Annotated in this window: 18 protein-coding genes and 1 pseudogene; 9 read left to right on the forward strand and 10 right to left on the reverse strand. The window is 74.3% G+C overall.

Features of this window, described 5'->3' with window-relative positions; all coding sequences use genetic code 11:
* Positions 1–74 precede the first annotated feature (74 nt).
* From IEY96_RS31985 to IEY96_RS31995, 3 genes are all read right to left on the reverse strand, one after another.
* Complete coding sequence (locus tag IEY96_RS31985; RefSeq protein ID WP_189198521.1) at positions 75–1,091, reverse strand: ABC transporter permease subunit; 1,017 nt, start codon at positions 1,089–1,091, stop codon at positions 75–77.
* Complete coding sequence (locus IEY96_RS31990; RefSeq protein WP_189198538.1) at positions 1,088–2,008, reverse strand: ATP-binding cassette domain-containing protein; 921 nt, start codon at positions 2,006–2,008, stop codon at positions 1,088–1,090. Before IEY96_RS31990 ends, IEY96_RS31985 begins: the two co-directional genes overlap by 4 nt.
* A 229-nt stretch (positions 2,009–2,237) precedes the next feature.
* Complete coding sequence (locus IEY96_RS31995; RefSeq protein WP_091267291.1) at positions 2,238–3,023, reverse strand: DeoR/GlpR family DNA-binding transcription regulator; 786 nt, start codon at positions 3,021–3,023, stop codon at positions 2,238–2,240.
* Between the two features lie 199 nt (positions 3,024–3,222).
* Between IEY96_RS31995 and IEY96_RS32000 the strand changes: the two genes are divergently transcribed.
* The 3 genes from IEY96_RS32000 to nagA are packed head-to-tail and all read left to right on the forward strand — an operon-like array spanning position 3,223 to position 6,246.
* Positions 3,223–4,152: an SIS domain-containing protein gene (locus IEY96_RS32000; protein ID WP_189198522.1), complete on the forward strand. Its 930-nt coding sequence runs from the start codon at positions 3,223–3,225 to the stop codon at positions 4,150–4,152.
* Positions 4,153–4,207: 55 nt separating this feature from the next.
* Entirely contained in the window at positions 4,208–5,140 is a 933-nt protein-coding gene (locus IEY96_RS32005; protein WP_189198523.1) for an ROK family protein, read from the forward strand.
* Positions 5,137–6,246 (forward strand): N-acetylglucosamine-6-phosphate deacetylase, encoded by a 1,110-nt coding sequence (gene nagA, locus IEY96_RS32010; RefSeq protein WP_189198524.1) that lies wholly within the window; start codon positions 5,137–5,139, stop codon positions 6,244–6,246. The genes IEY96_RS32005 and nagA overlap by 4 nt, the downstream gene beginning before the upstream one ends.
* 16 nt (positions 6,247–6,262) lie before the next feature.
* Here the strand turns inward: nagA and IEY96_RS32015 are convergent, their stop codons facing one another.
* Positions 6,263–7,243, reverse strand: coding sequence for an ArsR/SmtB family transcription factor (locus tag IEY96_RS32015; RefSeq protein WP_189198525.1), 981 nt, complete (start codon positions 7,241–7,243; stop codon positions 6,263–6,265).
* 148 nt (positions 7,244–7,391) lie between these two features.
* Here IEY96_RS32015 and IEY96_RS32020 point away from each other — a divergent pair, with 148 nt between their 5' ends.
* Positions 7,392–7,907, forward strand: a complete 516-nt coding sequence (locus tag IEY96_RS32020) for a hypothetical protein (protein WP_189198526.1) — start codon at positions 7,392–7,394, stop codon at positions 7,905–7,907.
* A gap of 103 nt (positions 7,908–8,010) precedes the next feature.
* Here the strand turns inward: IEY96_RS32020 and IEY96_RS32025 are convergent, their stop codons facing one another.
* On the reverse strand, positions 8,011–9,222 hold the full coding sequence (locus IEY96_RS32025) for a DUF4032 domain-containing protein (protein WP_189198527.1): 1,212 nt from the start codon (positions 9,220–9,222) through the stop codon (positions 8,011–8,013).
* Between the two features lie 110 nt (positions 9,223–9,332).
* On the opposite strand from IEY96_RS32025, the gene IEY96_RS32030 reads away from it, so the two are divergent.
* Both IEY96_RS32030 and IEY96_RS32035 read left to right on the forward strand, forming a co-directional pair.
* Positions 9,333–10,097 (forward strand): phosphatase PAP2 family protein, encoded by a 765-nt coding sequence (locus IEY96_RS32030; protein ID WP_189198528.1) that lies wholly within the window; start codon positions 9,333–9,335, stop codon positions 10,095–10,097.
* A gap of 9 nt (positions 10,098–10,106) precedes the next feature.
* Positions 10,107–11,348 (forward strand): APC family permease, encoded by a 1,242-nt coding sequence (locus IEY96_RS32035; protein ID WP_189198529.1) that lies wholly within the window; start codon positions 10,107–10,109, stop codon positions 11,346–11,348.
* A gap of 6 nt (positions 11,349–11,354) precedes the next feature.
* On the opposite strand, the gene IEY96_RS32040 is transcribed toward IEY96_RS32035, so the two are convergent.
* From IEY96_RS32040 to IEY96_RS32050, 3 genes are read right to left on the reverse strand one after another with little or no spacing between them, the layout of a single operon-like run.
* A complete protein-coding gene (locus tag IEY96_RS32040) occupies positions 11,355–11,708 on the reverse strand; it encodes a hypothetical protein (RefSeq protein ID WP_189198530.1) in 354 nt (117 codons plus the stop codon).
* Positions 11,705–12,178 (reverse strand): hypothetical protein, encoded by a 474-nt coding sequence (locus tag IEY96_RS32045; RefSeq protein WP_189198531.1) that lies wholly within the window; start codon positions 12,176–12,178, stop codon positions 11,705–11,707. The genes IEY96_RS32040 and IEY96_RS32045 overlap by 4 nt, the downstream gene beginning before the upstream one ends.
* Before the next feature lie 35 nt (positions 12,179–12,213).
* Entirely contained in the window at positions 12,214–13,944 is a 1,731-nt protein-coding gene (locus tag IEY96_RS32050; protein WP_189198539.1) for a potassium channel protein, read from the reverse strand.
* Positions 13,945–14,085: 141 nt separating this feature from the next.
* Here IEY96_RS32050 and IEY96_RS32055 point away from each other — a divergent pair, with 141 nt between their 5' ends.
* From IEY96_RS32055 to IEY96_RS32065, 3 genes are all read left to right on the forward strand, one after another.
* Positions 14,086–14,577: an MSMEG_6728 family protein gene (locus IEY96_RS32055; protein WP_189198532.1), complete on the forward strand. Its 492-nt coding sequence runs from the start codon at positions 14,086–14,088 to the stop codon at positions 14,575–14,577.
* Between the two features lie 38 nt (positions 14,578–14,615).
* Positions 14,616–16,145 (forward strand): FAD-dependent oxidoreductase, encoded by a 1,530-nt coding sequence (locus IEY96_RS32060; RefSeq protein ID WP_189198533.1) that lies wholly within the window; start codon positions 14,616–14,618, stop codon positions 16,143–16,145.
* 269 nt (positions 16,146–16,414) lie between these two features.
* Entirely contained in the window at positions 16,415–16,855 is a 441-nt protein-coding gene (locus IEY96_RS32065; protein ID WP_189198534.1) for an HNH endonuclease, read from the forward strand.
* Positions 16,856–16,925: 70 nt separating this feature from the next.
* Here IEY96_RS32065 and IEY96_RS32070 read toward each other — a convergent pair whose 3' ends face one another.
* Both IEY96_RS32070 and IEY96_RS32075 read right to left on the reverse strand, forming a co-directional pair.
* A complete protein-coding gene (locus IEY96_RS32070; protein WP_189198535.1) occupies positions 16,926–17,693 on the reverse strand; it encodes an enoyl-CoA hydratase/isomerase family protein in 768 nt (255 codons plus the stop codon).
* A 106-nt stretch (positions 17,694–17,799) separates the two neighbouring features.
* Positions 17,800–18,166 (reverse strand): annotated as a pseudogene (locus IEY96_RS32075) (M4 family peptidase); the annotation flags it as partial.

Below are 18,166 nucleotides of genomic sequence, written 5' to 3' on the forward strand. Positions count from 1 at the left end.
CGGCACGACGGCGCCGGCCGGGGGACCCCAGCGTAACCAGGGTCCGCCCGGCCCGCATCGGACGCGAGGTGCGGTCAGGAGATGTCCCGCCGGCGCATCGACCAGAACGCGCCGATCAGCACCGCGGCGGCGCCCACGCCGAGCACCAGGGCCGACTGCTGCCAGGTGACCACCAACTTGGCCGGTTCACACGCGCCCTTGGCGAACTGGCAGGTGTCGTAGTCGAAGAGCTCCACCTGCTTCATGAACCACGACTGCGCGTACGTGGACAGGACGTACCGGTCGCCGAACGGGACGGAGAGCACGTTCACCGCGATCCGGATGCCGATCTCGCTGATCGCGAAGACCGCCACGGCCGCGCCGAGCGCCATCGCGGTGTGCCGCCCCAGCGAGGCGAGCGCGAAGGCGACCGCGCCGACGAGGAGGATGAGCCCGACCGCCCGCAACCCGTCCAGGCCGATGGAACGCCACACCCCGGCGGTCACCTTGGCGGTGGTTCCCCGGTAGCGGCCGATGAGCCAGAAGGCGAAGGTCCAGAAGGCGCCGAGCACCAGGCTCACCCCGAGCACCGTGGTGAGCAGCGCGGCCAGCTTGGTGCCCAGCACGGCGAGCCGTTTCGGCCGCCAGAGCAGCAGGTTCATCATTCCGCCGGTGCTCCACTCGGCGCCCACGTAGGAGGCGCCGACGATGAACGCGAAGAGCGCCACCGCCCCGGCGAAGACCGCGATGAACGTGGGGAACTCGGCCCGGAAGTCGAACTGGTAGGGCAGGTTCCACTTCGGGTCGAACATCTCCGGCTGCGGCTGCCAGTCGCGGCCGCAGTTCGGGCCGTACCGGTCCTCGGTGTTCTGGTCGCCGCGGGCCTTGGCGGCGTCGCAGTCGGCGACGGTCTTCTTCCAGTCCTCCACCGCCCGCTGGTACTGGGCGTCCGACTCGACCTGGGCGGCCGCCACCACCTCCTTGGAGAGCTGGTGGCTGGAGAAGCTGAACGCGGTGGCCACCGTGGCCAGCCCGAGCAGCAGCAGGACCAGCAGCAGCCGAGTGAGCCGGCGCTTGCCGAGCCGGCGCAGTTCGGTGACGTACAGGCTCATGCGCCCCAACCTCCCGTGGTGGCGCCGCTGCCCGGCTCACCGACCTTCATGGACTGGTCGACCTGCCGGTGCTGGCCGGGAACCGGCGCGGTGGCGGTCAGTTCGAGGAAGACGCTCTCCAGGTCGACCGCGACGGGGGTCAGCTCGCTGACGTAGAGGCCCTGCTCGGCGAGGACCCGGCTGACCGCGGCCGGCTTGTCGACGCCGGCGAGCATCAGGTGGTCGGGCTCGGCGGTGACCCGGATCCCGGCCCGGGTCAGCGTCTCGGCGGCCTGCGGCAGGTCGGTGACCGCCTCCAGGCGGACCCGCACGGCGCCCTGCGAGTGCGCGGCGAGCACCTCGTCGACCGGCCCGAACGCGACCCGCCGGCCCAGCGAGATGATGGTGACCGAGTCGCAGATGAGCTGGATCTCGCCGAGGATGTGGCTGGAGAGCACCACGGTCATCCCGGCGGTGGCGAGGTCGCGCATCAGCCCGCGCATCTCCCGGATGCCGCCCGGGTCGAGGCCGTTGGCCGGCTCGTCCAGGATCAGCAGCTTCGGGTTCTTGAGCAGTGCGGAGGCGACGGCGAGCCGCTGCTTCATGCCGAGCGAGTAGGTCTTCACCCGCTCACCGGCCCGGTCGCGCAGCCCGACCAGCTCCAGCACCTCGTCGACCCGCTGCCGGGGCAGCTCACCGGCCTGAGCGAGCAGCCCCAGGGTGTCCCGGGCGGAGAAGTGCGGGAAGAACTGGGGGCTCTCCACGATGGCCCCGACCTGGCCGGCAACCGCGGGCAGCGCCTGCGGCAGCTCCTGGCCGAGGATGGCCATGCGTCCGCCGTTGGGCCGGATCAGCCCGAGCAGCGTGCGCAGGGTGGTGGTCTTGCCCGAGCCGTTCGGGCCGAGGAAGCCGTGCACCTGGCCGGCCTCGACCCGCATGTCGAAGCCGTCGAGCGCGTGGCGGACCCCGCGTTTCCGGCTCCGGTACGTCTTGCGGAGACCCTCGATCTCCAGGACAGCCGACAAGCTGACCTCCCCCGATGTGTAGGTGACAGCGGACACCATACGCGGTATGCAGCCGGAGACAATACCCGGTATGCATCGGGGTTTTCCCGGATTCGGGGTCAGGCGCGCCGGGGAACCGCGTCAGGCGCGCTGGGGAACCGCTTCAGGCGCAGACGACGTGCACGCCCGCGTCGCGGAACGCCTGCACGACGGCGGGGGACGCGCCGGAGTCGGTCACCAGCGTCTCCACCCGGTCCACCGGGCAGATCCGGGCGAACGCGTGTCCGCCCAGCTTGGACGAGTCGGCGATGACCACGACCCGCTTGGCCCGGGCCACCATGAGGCTGTTCATGGCGGCCTCGCCCTCGTGGTGGGCGGCGGCGCCGAGCTGCGGGTCGATGGCGTCCACACCGAGCAGCGCCACGTCCAGCGTCACCTCGCGCAGCAGCGCCCCGCCCAGCGGGCCCACCAGCTCGAACGACTTGGGCCGGACCACGCCGCCGGCCACCACGACCTTCATCCGCGAGCGCACCAGCAGCTCGTTGGCGATGTTCAGGGCGTTGGTGACGACGGTGAGCTGGGCGCCCTCGGCGCTGGTGTTCAGGTCGGGGCGGACGGCCAGCGCCCGGGCCACCTCGGTGCTGGTGGTGCCACCGTTCAGGCCGACCACGGTGCCCGGGGAGACGAGCGCGGCGGCGGCCGCGCCGATCCGCTGCTTCTCGGCCGAGTGCTTGGCCGTCTTGTAGCGCAGCGGCAGGTCGTAGGAGACGCCGTTGGCGACCGCGCCGCCCCGGGTGCGCGTGATCATCTGCTGCTGGGCGAGCTGGTCGAAGTCACGCCGGATGGTGGCCTGGGAGACGTCCAGGCGCTCGGCCGCCTCCTCGACGCTGACCCGGCCACTGTCGGTCAGCATCTCGAGCAGCGCGTTCCATCGGGCGTAGCGGTCCACCGCGGGGGCCTCCACTGACTCTGCACGAACGGTGATTGATTGCGTGCACAGTAGTGCGCGAAACTGCCGAGGCGCAAAACCCTGTCCTGCGCGATCTGGGAGCCGGTTGCCACGGCCACCCCGAATCGCGCAGAATGACGCGCGAAAGGCGGCCATATCGCGCCGTATTGCGCAAGGTCTCCCCTGGCGAGGAGTTGTCATGGCGTACGTGCACGCGGAGATCGCGAGCCAGCCCGACTGCTGGCGGGCGGCGGCGCGGCTCGCCCCGACCGTCGCCGACCGCCTGCCGCGCCCCGGCGAGCGGGTCGCCGTCGTCGGGTGCGGCACGTCGTGGTTCATGGCGGCGGCGTACGCCGGGCTGCGCGAGCGCGCCGGCCAGGGCGAGACCGACGCCTTCCAGGCCAGCGAGTTCCCCACCGGCCGCCGCTACGACCGGCTCATCGCGATCACCCGCTCCGGCACCACCACCGAGGTGCTGGACCTGCTCGCCGCGCTGCGCGGGCAGGTGCCCACCACGGTCCTGGTCGGCGACCCGGCCTCGCCGGCCGTCGAGCTGGCCGACGCCGCGGTGCCGCTGCCCTTCGCCGACGAGCGCTCGGTCGTGCAGACCCGCTTCGCCACCACCGCGCTCGCGCTGCTCCGCGCCCACCTCGGCGAGGACCTGGGCCGGCTCGCCGCCGACGCCGAGGTCGCCGTCCGGGCCCCGCTGCCGATCGACCCGGCCACCATCGAGCAGGTCACCTTCCTGGGCCGTGGCTGGACCGTCGGGCTGGCCCAGGAGGCCGCGCTCAAGTGCCGCGAGGCGGCCACCTTCTGGGCCGAGGCGTACCCGGCCATGGACTACCGGCACGGCCCCATCTCGATCGCCGCTCCCGGCCGGCTGGTCTGGGCGTTCGGCGGGATCCCCGAGGGGCTGCCGGAGGACGTGGCCGCCACCGGCGCCGCCTTCGTGCACAGCCGGACGCACGGCTGCCACACGGTGCTGACCAGCTGGGCCGCCGGGCGCAACCCGGTCGACCCGATGGCCGACCTGATCCTCGCCCAGCGCTTCGCCGTCGCGCTGGCCACCAGCCGCGGTCTCGACCCCGACGCGCCCCGGCACCTGACCCGCTCCGTGGTGCTGGCGTGAGCGCGAGGAGTGAGCCGGGGTTGCGAGCCCCGCAGTCGCGAACGCAGGAGGCACTGTGACGCCAGGCGACGAGGTCGTCGTCGCGCTGGACGTGGGCGGCACCGGGATGAAGTGCGCCCTGGTCCGCCCGGACGGCGCCACCGTGCACGCGGAACGGCACGCCACCGACGCGGCGCGCGGCCCCGAGGCGGTGGTCGGGACGATCCTCGACGTGGCCGAAGGGCTGGCCGGCAAGGCCCGCGCCGACGGCCTCACCCCGGTGGCCTGCGGCATCGCCGTGCCCGGGGTAGTCGACGAGGCCCGCGGGGTCGCCGTCTGGTCGGCGAACGTGGGCTTCCGGGACGTACCCCTGCGGGACCTGGCGCGGGAGCGGCTCGGCCTGCCCACGGCGCTCGGCCACGACGTGCGGGTGGGCGGCCTGGCCGAGGCCCGGCTCGGCGCCGGGCGGGACGCCGGCCACGTGCTCTTCGTCGCGATCGGCACCGGCATCGCCGCCGCCCACGTGGTCGACGGGTCGGCCGCCGTCGGCGCGCACGGCGCCGCCGGGGAGATCGGGCACATCCTGGTACGCCCCGACGGCCCGCGCTGCGGCTGCGGCCGCCCCGGCTGCCTGGAGGCGATGGCCTCGGCCTCGGCGATCGGCCGCCGCTACGCCGAGCTGTCCGGCGCGCCCGCCACCGCCGCCGAGGTGGCCGACCGGGCGGCGGCCGGCGAGCCGCTGGCCGGCCGGGTCTGGACCGACGCGGTCGAGGCGCTCGCCGACGGCCTGGCCACCGGGCAGGCGCTCTTCGACGTGGCGACCATCGTGATCGGCGGCGGGCTGGCCCAGGCCGGCCCCCGGCTGTTCGACCCGCTGCGCACGGCGCTGCGCGAGCGGCTGACGTTCCACCGGGAGCCGCGCCTCGTCGCCGCGGCCCTCGGCGACGAGGCGGGCTGTCTCGGTGCCGCCCTGCTGGCCCTGGACACCCTGGCGAAGGAGAGCCGATGACCCTGCGCGTGACCGGCAAGGTGGTGACCCCGACCGGCGTGATCCGGCAGGGTTGCGTCGAGATCGCGGGCGACCGGATCCGGGCCGTCGCCGAGTATCCGACGGTGCGCGACGGGCACTGGATCGTGCCGGGCTTCGTGGACATGCACACCCACGGCGGGGGCGGGCACACCTTCACCACCGGTGACGCGGAATCGGCCCGGCAGGCCGCCGACTTCCACCTCGGGCACGGCACCACCACGCTGCTGGCCAGCCTGGTCAGCTCCCCGTTCGCGCTGATGCGCGACGCCACCGCCGCCTACCGGCCGCTGGTCGAGTCCGGGGTGCTGGCCGGCGTCCACTTCGAGGGGCCCTACCTCTCGGCGGACCGCTGCGGCGCGCAGAACCCGGAGTTCCTCCGCGACCCCTCGACCGAGGAGCTGGCCGAGCTGATCGAGCTGGGCGGCGGCGCGGTCCGGATGGTCACCCTGGCTCCCGAGCGGGACGGCGCGCTGGAGGCGATCAAGCTGCTGGTCGCGCAGGGCGTGGTGGCGGCGGTCGGGCACACCGACGCCACCTGGGAGCAGACCCGGGCGGCCGTGGCGGCCGGCGCGAGCGTCGGCACCCACCTGTTCAACGGGATGCGCCCGGTGCACCACCGCGAGCCGGGCCCGGTGGTGGCCCTGCTGGAGGCCCCGAACGTGGTCTGCGAGCTGGTCGCCGACGGGGTGCACCTGCACGACGGGATGCTCGGCTTCGCCGCCTCGGTGGCCGGCCCGGACCGGGCCGCCCTGATCACCGACGCGATGGCCGCCGCCGGCATGCCCGACGGCGAGTACGAGCTGGGCGGCCAGGCCGTCAACGTGGCCGACGGGGTGGCCCGGCTCAGCCGGGACGGCGCGATCGCCGGCAGCACGCTGACCATGGACGCCGCGCTGCGGCACGCCGTCGCCGCGGGGATTCCCCTGCCGGACGCCTGCCGGATGGTCGCCACCACCCCGGCCCGGGCCATCGGCCTGGGCGACCGGGTCGGCGCGCTCCAGGCCAACCTCCGGGCCGACCTGGTCGTCCTCGACGACGACCTCAACGTGGTCCGGGTGATGCGCGCGGGCGCCTGGGTGGAGTGAGAGGCCCCCGGGCGTGTCAGCCGCGGTCGAGCAGCGCCAGGCCCAGCGGGGTGAGCGTGTGGTGCACCGCGTTGCGGTCGCGGGCACTGGTGACCAGGCCCGAGGAGCGCAGCACGGCCAGGTGCCGGCTCGCCGACGGGACGCTGATGCCGAGCCGGTGGGCGACCTCCGACGTGGTCCCGCCCTCGGCGGCCAGCAGGAGGATGGCGGACCGCGTACCGCCCAGCAGGGCCGCCAGGGATCCGGCCGCGGCCGCCGTCGACAGCACGCGGGCGTGCGGATGGACGGGGTAGACCAGCACCGGCGGCAGCAGCGGATCGGCGAGCACCATGGGCTTGTCCTGCCGCTTGAAGTAGCAGGGCACCAGCAGCAACCCCCGCCCGTCCAGGTGGAGGTCGCGCTCGACGATGTAGCCGCTGATCGTCAGCGTGCCGCCGTCGAACCTGGCGGTCGGGTGCAGGTCGTTGAGCAGCGCCGACAGGCCCTGGTTCAGCAGTCGCCGCGACCGCAGCGCCCGGTCGGCGTCGAACGCGGAGCGGATCGCGTTCCACAGCGGCAGGATCGCGAGCCGGTGGTAGAGCTGGAGGCCCGCCCCGAGCTGGCGCAGGGCGGTCAGGTCGCCGGCCGCCAGATCCGCGACGGCCGGTGACCGCCGTACCCCCGAGAGCGTCGCCAGGTCGGTCGCGAGCCTCGCCCGGGGCGTGTGCAGCAGGGCGTCCAGTCCCGGCTCGAACCCGCCGGTCGCCTCGGTGGGGGTGAGGAAGTCCGGGAAGTAGCCCACCGGCGGGTTGATCGACAGCGGCAACGCCACCTCGGCCCGGTGACCGGGGCGCTGGTGCAGCAACCCGAACATCCGTTGCCGCCAGCCGGCCAGCACCGGATCCGGGCACCGGGTACGCAGCCAGTGCATGCTGAGCATGCTCTCCCACAGCGGGTCGGGCGCGCGGGCGATCCGGGTGCGGGCGAGGTCGGCAGCGGTGAAGTGGATCCGAAGCATGACGGGTCCCCTGGTCGGCTGGACGTGCGTCCAGTCTGGCGATCGTCCCGCCGTCGCGGATCCGCCGACCGGATCACCGAACAGGGTGTTTTCCGCTGGGGGCAAAGACGTTGCGGGCCGCGATCGGCCGCCACCAGGATCGACGGCTATGAAAACCCTGCTGCGCACCACAGTGGTCGGAGGTGTGTTCCTCGCCGTCCTGGCCCTGCTCGCGCCGACCGCCTACGCGGCGCTGCCCACCCTGAAGTCGGGCGACTATCTCCAGCGCCGATACCTGGAGTACCAACCGCCGGGAACCGGCAACCGCTTGGTGAAGAACTCCAGCGGCCAGGTCATCGGCTCGTACGAACTGTGGGCCGAGGTCTCCACCCCGCGCATCATGCACGTCACCAACCTCTGCGTCCACGACGAGCTCGCCAACGGCCGCGGCGTCGTCCTCCGCCTGATGGTCAAGTACGGCAGCAACTCCAGCAAGGATCTCGGCTACTTCAAGGACCGCGCCGACTGCTATTACGGCGTCCAGGTCACCGCGCCCTCCGACATCTGGGCCCTCGACGTCGACCAGGGCGAGGCCTGGTCCGGCACCCCCTACCAGTACACCGGGAACTACCACCGCTTCGGCCTCTGGACGCCCGACACCGGCCTCTGGCCGTCGTTCGACTGAGCTGAACCGGATCGGGGGGGTGCAACGGTCGACCTCGTTGCGCCTGCGGTGGTGGGTCACCTCGTCGAAGGACGGGTGACCCACCCGTCGGCGGCCCGGCCGGCTAGCCGGCGGCCGGCACCTCGACGCCGAGCACCGCCTGCTCGTCCGGGCGGTGCACGAGCACGTCGGCCAGGTACGACTGCACCGCCTGGCGCATCCCGACGTCCCGGCCGGCCCGCTCGGAGAGCAGCCACTTGTGCTCGATGATCTGGGCGAACAGCTCCTGCGGCTCCAGCTTGCGGCGCAGGTGCGCCGGCACCGCCCGGACCACCGGCTCGAACACCTCGGTCAGCCAGCGGTGCGCGGCCTGCTGCTCGTCGGTCAGGTCGCTCTCCACCCGGTACGCGTCCAGGTCGTTGAGGAGCTTGCGGGCCTGGTTCTCCTCGGCGTCCAGGCCGGTGAGCCGGAGCAGCCGCCGGGTGTGGTAGCCGGCGTCGACCACCTTGGGCCGGACCAGGTAGCGCCCGTTGTCGACGGTCGACATGGCCACCTCGGCGACGTCGAAGCCGAGTTCGTTGAGGCGGCGGATGCGGCCCTCGATGTCGTGCCGGGCCTCCCGCTCGATCTGCTGCTCGTAGGTGATCTCGTGCCAGAGCCGCTCGTAGCGCTGCACGACCTGCTCGCAGACCACCTCCGGGTCGATCGACTCGTGCAGCAGGCCGGCGGCCTGGAGGTCGAGCGCCTCGCCGAAGATGTTGACCCGGGCGATCTCCAGGTCCTCGCCGCGCTGCCCGTTGGAGAGCGAGGGGTGCAGCGCGCCGGTCTCCGCGTCGACCAGGTAGGCGGCGAAGGCGCCCGCGTCGCGCCGGAACAGCGTGTTGGACAGCGAGCAGTCGCCCCAGAAGAAACCGGTCAGGTGCATCCGGACCAGCAGCACCGCCAGCGCGTCGAGCAGCCGGTTCATGGTCTCCGGCCGCAGCGTCCGGGAGAACAGCGCCCGGTAGGGCAGCGAGAACTGGAGGTGCCGGGTGATCAGCACCGGGTCGAGCGGCTCGCCGTCGTCGGTCTGCCGGTCGGCCACGATCGCGATCGCCTCCACCGACGGGAAGTCGATCCGCTCCAGCGCGCGGAGCAGGTCGTACTCCCGTTCGGCGACCCGCTCGCCGGTCTCCTTGACCGCGTAGACGTAGCCGCCGAGCCGGACGAAGCGCACGATGTGCCGCGAGATGCCCTGCGGCAGCGCGACCAGGTGTTCGGCAGGCCACTCCTCCAGCGGGGTCGACCAGGGAAGGTCGAGCAGCGCCGGGTCGACGAGGGCCGAGGTGATCCGCACGGCCACAAGTGTGACGGCTGACCCGGCCGAGCGCCTCCCTTCGTGGTTGGGCCCACAGCCACCGCCGCCCGCGCCGGCCCGCCACCGCGGGCGGCCGGTAGCGTGGTCGCGTGCGGGAGACCACAGGGGTACGCCGGACGCGCCTCCGGCCCGTCCGCCCGGCCGGCTGGTGGTTCGACGGGCTGCTGCTCGCCGCCCTCGTGGCGCTCACCGTGGCGCTGGCCGAGGGGCACCTCTTCGGGCTCGACCGGGCCGTCGCCGACTGGTCCGCCGCGCACCGGCCGACCCCTGCCCGGTGGGCCGCCATGGCGCTCAACCTGCTCGGCCAGGGCACCCCGCTGACCCTGCTCGCGGCGGGGCTCGGCGTGCTGCTGGCGGTCCGGCTCCGCTCGGTCCGCCCGGTGCTGCCGCCGGTGACCGCGTTCGTGCTCACCTACCTGACCATCGGGCCGCTGAAGGTGTGGACCGCCCGGCCCGCGCCGAGCGCCAGCGTGAAGGAGCCGTTCCTGGCGCCCGAGCAGACCCTGCCGCTGTTCCAGCACGACCTGCCGGTGCGCTTCGCCCAGTCGTACCCGTCGGGGCACGTGGCCAACGCGATCGTCTGGTACGGCGTGCTCGCCCTGCTGCTGGCTCCCCTGCTGCGCACCTTCGGCCGGACCGTTCCGCCCCGGCTGGTCACCGTGGTCCGGGTGGTGCCGCCGCTGGTGGTCCTCTGCACCACCATCTACCTGGGCTGGCACTGGTTGACCGACTCGGTCGCCGGGCTGCTGCTCGGCCTGCTGCTGGACCGTCTGCTGCACCGGGTGCCCTGGGACGACCTGCCGTTGCCCGGCCCGCTGCGCAACCGGGACCGGAAGTTCATCTCCATGTCCTAGCCTGCGCTCGTGGCAGAACTGGCGCGCCGGCTGGGCGTACCCGACGCGGTCGTCATCGGGTTGGGGTCGATGCTCGGCGCGGGCGTCTTCGTGGTCTTCGCCCCCGCCGCGGCGGCGGCCGGCGGCGCCGGCCTGCTGGTCGCGCTGGCCCTCGCCGGCTTCATCGCCTTCTGCAACGCGACCAGCTCGGCCCGGCTCGCCGCCCGCTACCCGGAGTCCGGCGGCACCTACGTCTACGGCCGGGAGCGGCTGCACCCGTTCGCCGGGTTCCTCGCCGGCTGGGGCTTCGTGATCGGCAAGACGGCGAGCTGCGCGGCCATGGCCCTGACCATCGGGGCGTACCTCTGGCCGGGCCGGGCGCGGCTCGTCGCGGTCCTCGCGGTCGTGGCGGTGACCGCCGTGAACCTGCGCGGGATCGGGAAGACCGCGGCGGCCACCCGGGTGCTGGTGGGCGTGGTGCTCACCGTGCTCGCCGTGGTGGCGGTGACCGGCGCCCCGCACGTCGCGCCCGACCGGCTGGCCGGCTTCGCCGACACCGGGGTCCGGGGCGTGCTCACCGCCGCCGGCCTGCTCTTCTTCGCCTTCGCCGGGTACGCCCGGATCGCCACGCTCGGCGAGGAGGTCCGTGACCCGGAACGCACCGTCCCGCGCGCAGTGCCGCTGGCGCTCGGCGTGGTCCTGGCCATCTACCTGGTGCTGGCCGTGGTCGCGGTCGGCGTGCTGGGCGACCGGCGGCTGGCCGACTCGGCCGCGCCGCTGGCCGAGGTGGTGACCGCCGCTGGGCTGCCCGGCCTGGCCTGGCTGGTCCGGGCCGGGGCGACCGTGGCGGTGACCGGCGTGCTGCTCTCCCTGCTGGCCGGGGTCGGCCGGACCACGCTGGCGATGGCCCGCCGCCGGGACCTGCCGGGGGCGCTGGCCGCCGTGCACCCGCGCTACCGGGTGCCGCACCGCGCCGAGCTGGCGGTGGCCGCCGTGGTGATCGTCGTGGTGTCCCTGGCCGACGTGCGGGGCGCGATCGGCTTCTCCAGCTGCACGGTGCTGGTCTACTACGCGATCGCCAACGCCTCGGCGCTCACCCTGGGCCGGGACCCGGCCCGGAAGCTGCCGGTGCAGCTGCTCGCCGCGCTGGGGCTGGTCGGCTGCCTGCTGCTCGCGGTGAACCTGCCGGTCGCCAGCGTGCTCAGCGGCTTCGGCGTGCTCGCCCTCGGCGCCGCCTGGTACGCCCTCCGCCACACCACCCGCGCGGCCTGACCCCGGTCAGTCGGTGGCCCGTGGGTGGCCGGTGCCCGCGTAGGTGAGCCAGACCGTGCGGCGGTCGTCGTCGATCAGGTACCAGATCCGGCCGCCGCCGGTCACCTCGTACTGCCAGCGTTCCAGGGCCTGGCCCTTCCACTGGACCGTGGCCAACGAGCCCTTCAGCCGGTGGTGCCGTTCGGGGTTGCTCTTCGACCGCGGGTCCGCCCGCAGCGCGTCGTACACCCGGCGCAGGTTGGTCGGCGCCTGTCGGGCCAGCTGCTCCCAGCCGTCGGCGGCCGCCGATTCGGCGAAGCGCAGCTCGTACTCGCCGCCGACGGCCGGTGGCGCCGCCCGGTCGCCCCGCTTGGGGCTCACGACCGGGCGGGCGGCGCGGGCACCGGGCCGAGGTCTCCGCTGGGCTCCCGGCCGACGAGTTCCAGCAGGGTGGGATCGGCGTGGATCTCGGCGGTGTGCCGCCACTGGGTGAGCAGGACCGCGACGGGCGACAGGTTCTCCAGCGAGGCGGCGCCCTGCGCGACAGTGGTCAGCTCGGCGAGCAACTGGTCGACGTCCTCGTCGGGTAGGAAGGCCACCCACGGCAGGGCCTCGCCGAGCACCCGACGGACGGCTGCCAGCGGCTCGGTGCGCACCATGCCGGCCAGCAGCCGGGCGGTGAAGTCGACGACGACGGCGTCCCGTTCCAGCTGGTCGGCGCGGGTGAGCGCCAGGTCACCGGCGCCCCGGCGGCGCAGCCGCAGCGCGCGCACCTTCTCCAGCCGCTCCGCTGTGGCGGCCGGCTGGTGGAGGAACTCGCTGAACGGAAGCTCTTCGTAGATGGCGCCCACGACTTCCACACTACCGTGGAAGTCGGCTCGCCGGGTCACTCGTCCGGCTGGCGTGGGACCGGGGCGCCGGCCGGGGCGGGTGGCGGCACCGGGGTGGTCTCCCGGAGCAGGGCGGTCAGCCCGGCCCGCCGGGCCACCACCGTCAGCCGGTCCCCCGCGTGGATCACCATCCGCGGATCGGTGGACCACTCCGTCTTCTGCCCGGCCCTGGTGTGCGCGAGCAGGCGTACCTCGCCGGGGCGGGCCACCGCGGCGAGCGGCCGGCCGTCGAGCGGGGAGCCGGCCACCACCGGCACGTCGGTGACCAGCAGCGCGTGCCGGTCGACCGGGATGGTGGCGATCACCGCGCGGTCCAGCATGGCCGCCGCGAACGCCGGGGCGGCCAGGTACGACACGCTGCGCGAGATGCCGATGCCGAACGCCTGCTGGATCCGCTCGGCGAAGTCGCCGTCGAAGAGGCGCAGCACCACCCGCAGGTCGGGGTCGAGGGAGCGGGCGTTGAGCGCGGCGCGCAGGTTCGCCCCGTCGTCGGTGGAGACCACCACCAGCGCCTGACTGGTGTCGACGGAGGCGGCCCGCAGGGTCTCCTCCTGGCCGGCATCCCCGACGATCAACGGCACGCCGAGCCGGTGCGCCAGCGGCGCGCCGCGCGCCTCCGGGTTCTTGTCGATGGCCACCACCTCGACCCCGAAGTCGTGCAGCTGGGCCATCACCCGGGTGCCGATGTTGCCCAGCCCGACGACCACCACGTGCCCGGACCGGTCGGGCTGGATCCGGCCGGCGTGCAGGGCGAGCCGGGCGTTGACGATGCCGTCGACCACGGCGGCGGTGATCAGCGGGATCAGCGCCAGCCCGGCCAGGTTGAGCACCACCTGCATGACCTGGGCGGCGAGCGGCTTGGTGACGTCCGGGTCCTGCCCGCTGAGCGTGGTGACCAGCGTGAGGTAGAGCGCCTCGGACCAGGTCACGTCCGCGGCCCGGGCGTTGAGCCAGCCGAGCACGGCGATCACCGCGAGCAGCACCAGCACGGCCACGCCGATCTTGCGGGTGGCGAAGCTGCGGAGCGCGCGGAGCAGCACCGCGACCGGTTGCCGGCGACGGCGGGCCCGGACCAGCCGGCGGGCGGCCAGCTCGGTGCCGGGCGGTCGCCCGGTCGCCTCGGCCAGCACCACGTCGGCGGAGGACTCGTCGGCGGGGAGCACCCGGACCAGCTCCGGGTCGGTGGTGACGGCCAGCCCGCTGACCACGTCCTGCGGGCGTACGTCGGCGCGGCGGGCCACGTAGAGGGTGCGGCCGGCGTGCCGGAAGTGGGTGGGGGCCAGCTCGCCGAGGGCGGCGGCCACGAAGGCCGGGGCGGAGATCGAGGCGTCGGAGAGCACCGCCGAGTCGGGGAAGAGCTGCCGCACGCCGTTGGCCAGGCTGGTGTTGAACATCCGGACCACCAGGCGCAGCCGGGGCTCGACCTCCTGGGCGCAGAGCGCGGCGTGCATGTTGCCCACGTCGTCCTGGTGCAGCAGGGCCAGCCCGTCCGCCCCGGCCAGCCCGGCGCTGCGGAAGGTCGCCTCGTCGAGCCGGTCCGCCCGGACGACCTGGACGCCCGGCAGATCCCGCCCGTCGGGCCCCTCCGAGCGGCGGCGCTCGGGCACCACCAGGGTCACCCGCACCCGGCCGGCGGGCGGGTCGGTGGCGAGCAGCGACCGGACCACCCAGTAGGCCAGCGGGTCCGAGCCGCAGACCACGTAGTGCGGACGGACGTCGCCGTTCATCTTCAACCGCCATCCGGTCGCGCGGCGAGCGCGGTCGCGGAGGGGCTCGGCCATGTCCGGATCGTAGTCAGTCGCTCGCAATGCGCGCAGCCCCCTCGATCATGAACGCATGGTGCCGGCCAGTACGGGTAGAGCACGGCCATGCAGACGTTCCTGCCGTATCCGGACTTCCTGGCCAGCGCCCGGACGCTGGACCAGAAGCGGCTGGGCAAGCAGCGGGTGGAGACCATCCAGGTGCTGCGCGGGCTGACCCGGCCGGACTACGGCTGGCGCAACCACCCGGCGGTGAAGATGTGGGCCGGGTACGAGGAGGCGCTGACCCGGTACGGCCTGGACATGTGCGCGGTGTGGTGCGAGCCGGGCCGGGCGGACACCTGCGCGGCCACCATGGCCACCGATCTCGCCACGGCCTGCGGCATCGCCGTCATCCGCACCCAGGCGGAGCTGGCCGAGGCCGGCGAGCTGCCGCGCTGGCTGGGCCGGGAGGACCTGCACCGCAGCCACCGGTCGTCGCTGCTGCGCAAGGACCCGGCGCACTACGGCCCGCAGTTCGACGGCGTCCCGCCCGACCTGGAGTACGTCTGGCCGGAGTCGGACCGGCCGCGCCGCTGTCTGCTGCCGCCGGAGGCGTGAGCCGACAGACTGGAGGCTCCCGTCGGGCGGAGGCACGGATGGCACTCTCGCGAGTGGTCGGTCGGCTCATCGGCGTACGCCGGCACCTCGTGGACCCCGGCGGAGGTGGCGCCCCGGGCGTGCCGCGCCCGGTGCGGACCGTGGTGGTCGGCGGCGGCATCGCCGGCATGTCGGCGGCGGTGGTGCTGGCCGAACGCGGCGTCCAGGTGACCGTGCTGGAGGCGGCGCCGCACCTGGGCGGCCGGCTCGGCGCCTGGCCGGAGGAGCTGCCGCACGGCGTCCAGCGCAACGAGCACGGCTTCCACGCCTTCTTCCGGCAGTACTGGAACTGGCGGAACATCCTGCGCCGGGCCGACCCGACCCTGGGCTTCCTCAAGCCGGTCCCCGGCTATCCGATCCTCTCCGCGCGGTGGCCGGTCGAGGAGTTCGGCAAGCTGCCGCCCGCGCCGCCGGCCAACCTGCTCGCCCTGCTGCTGCGCAGCCCGAGCCTGCGCCTAGCCGACCTGCGGGCGATGGACCGGGACGCGGCGCTGCCGCTGCTCACCTACGACCCGGAGCGCACCTACGCCGAGTTCGACACCCGGACCGCGGACGAGCTGCTCACCTCGCTGCGGCTGCCGGACCGGGCCCGGGCCATGCTCTTCGAGGTCTTCTCGCACTCGTTCTTCAACCACGAGGCGGAGATGTCGGCCGCCGAGATGATCGCCCAGTTCCACTTCTACCTGCTCGGCAACCCGGAGGGACTGGCCTTCGACTGCCCGGACCGGGACTACGCCACGGCGATCTGGGCGCCGCTCACCCGGCACGTCGAGCGGCACGGCGCCCAGGTACGCACCGGCACGGCCGCCGCCCGGCTGGACCGGACGCCGGACGGCTGGCGGGTCACCACCACCGGCGGCGACACCCACGAGGCCGGGCACGTGGTGCTCGCCGTCGACCCGCCCGCGCTCGCCGCGCTGGTCGCCGCCTCCCCGGGCCTGGTCGGGGCGGCGCCCGAGCTGGTGGCGCGGATGCCCGCCTTCGGTCGGCCCGGCCCGCCGTACGCGGTGGCGCGCTACTGGATGGACGGCGACGTGCGCCCGGACCGGGCGGTGTTCAGCGGGGTGTCCCGCCAACCCACCCTGGACTCGGTGACCCTCTACCACCGGCTGGAGGACGAGCCGCGGCGCTGGGCGGAGCGGACCGGCGGCTCGGTGGTCGAGCTGCACGCGTACGCCTGCGAGCCCGGCGTGCCGGCCGAGGAGCTGGCCGAGCGGATGCGGGTGGAGCTGACCGCGCTCTGGCCGGAGGTGGCCGCCCTGCGGGTACGCGCGCTGCGCGCCCGGGTCGAGGCGCAGGCGCCCGCGTTCACCCCGGGCAGCCACGCGGGGCGGCCGGGGGTGCGCACCGACGCGGCGGGCCTCTACCTGGCCGGCGACGGGATCCGGACCGAGTTCCCGAGCGCGTTGATGGAACGGTCGGCGGCGACCGGGATCGTGGCCGCCAACCACATCCTGCGGGCGGAGGGGGCGGCGGCCGAGCCGGTCAGCTCGGTCCGCCCGCGCGGCCTGCTGGCCGGCCGGCGCTGACCGGGCGGCGGATCGAAATGCGTTGCTTGCCTCTCCGGCGTGGATCTACCGTGAGCGCGCAAGGTCAACCACCGCTCCGGGAGCCGTCGATGTCGCTGCGTCACCGCACCACGATGCCGTCGTGGCTGCTCAGCGACGGTTGCCGAGCCGAAGGTCCGCCCGCCGGACGACCCGACTGACGCGCCCGCGCGTCCCCGTCGTCGCCGCCCGGTCCCGTGGACCGGGCGGCTTTTTGCTGCCGTACCCACCGATAGTGAAGGGAGAGCCCGGTGGACGCCGTCCTCGTCATCAACGCCGACCTCGGCCCGCTGCACCGGGTCACCGTCCAGCACGCGATCCGGATGCTCTGCCGCCGGGTCGCCGAGATCCACGAGGCCGAGCCGGACCAGGTGATCGGGGTCTTCCCGATGCCGCGGGTGGTCCGCCTCGTCCGGTACGTGGTGACCCGCTGGCGGTTCAGCGCCGGCCCGGCGTGGTCCCGGGGCGGCGTGCTGCGCCGCGACGACCGGCGGTGCGCCTACTGCGACGGCCCGGCCAGCACCATCGACCACATCCTGCCCCGCTCGCGCGGTGGCCGGAACACCTGGGGGAACACCACCGCCGCCTGCTACGGCTGCAACCAGCGCAAGGGCGACCGGACCCCGGCCGAGGCGGGCATGCCGCTGCGGCGGGAGCCGGTGACGCCGAGCTGGGCCGCGCTGGCGCGGTGACGGACGGCCGGCGGGCACAGGGGGCCGCGTCGGAGGTACGCCTCCGGCGCGGCGCCCGCCGGTCCCGGCGTCAGCCGGCGGCGGGCGGAGTCCAGCCGAAGCGTGGAGCCCGGCGCTCGGTGACGGCGGCGATCCCCTCGCGGGCCTCGCCGCTCTCCCGTACCTGCCCGTGCCACCAGGCGATCCGGTCGGCGTCGGCGCGCCCGTCGACGATCTCCTTGGCCGCGGCCACGGTGAGCCGGGAGCGCTCGGCGATGGTGGCGGTCACCGCGGCCACCCGCGCGGCGAGCGCGTCGGCCGGCAGCACCTCGTCGACCAGCCCGATCCGCAGCGAGCGCTCGGCGTCGACCAGCTCGCTGGTGAACAGCAGGTGCTTGGCGGCGGACGGCCCGACGAGCCGGGCCAGCCGCCGGGTGGTCGGCGCGGGGTAGACCAGCCCCAGCCGCGCCGGGGGCACGCCGAACCGGGCGTCCACCGCGGCGAAGCGCAGGTCACAGGCGACGGCGAGCTGACACCCGCCGCCGACGCAGGCGCCCTCGATCGCGGCCACGGTGGGCCGGCCGAACGCCGCCAACCGCTCCTCGGCGGCCACCGCGATGCTGCCGTCCCCGGCCTCCAGCAGCTCGTCCAGGTCGCCCAGGTCGGCGCCGGCGCAGAAGGTGCCGCCCGCACCGGTGAGCACCAGCACGCGCACCGCCGGGTCCGCCTCCAGGCCGTCGAGCAGCACCGGGAGCTGCCGCCACATGGCCGGCGTCATCGCGTTGCGGCGCGCCGGGTTCCGGATCACCACGGTCGCCACCGGCCCGGCCACCGTGACGGTCAGCTCCGCATCCGACATGTCTCCCCCTCGCGCCGCCGGTTCTCCGACGACCGTAACGGGCGGGGCCCGGCGACCACCCGCGTGGGGTGGCCGCCGGGCCCCGGGGTCGGGCGGTCAGGTCAGGTCAGGAGACGTTGACCGCGGTGTCGTCGACGACGAAGGAGGTCTGCAGCGAGGAGTCCTCGGTGCCGGTGAACTTCAGGGTGACGGTCTGGCCGGCGTACGAGGCCAGGGAGAAGGACTTCTGGCTGTAGCCGGTGGCCTTGTTCAGGTTCGACCAGGTCGCCAGGGTGGCCAGGACGGTGCCGGAGGAGTTGAGCACCTGCACGGTCAGCTTGTCGTACTGGACGCTGCTGGTGGTCTCGGCCGAGTCGATGTGCAGCCAGAAGGTGAAGTTGTAGCTGGTGCAGCCGCTGGGCAGGCTCACCGACTGCGACAGCGTGTCGGTGTGGGTGCTGCCGTAGCCGTCCAGCCAGGCGTTCCAGGTGCCG

Origin of the sequence: Micromonospora fulviviridis (genome assembly GCF_014648395.1) — a bacterium.
In the GTDB taxonomy this organism is placed as follows: domain Bacteria; phylum Actinomycetota; class Actinomycetes; order Mycobacteriales; family Micromonosporaceae; genus Micromonospora; species Micromonospora fulviviridis.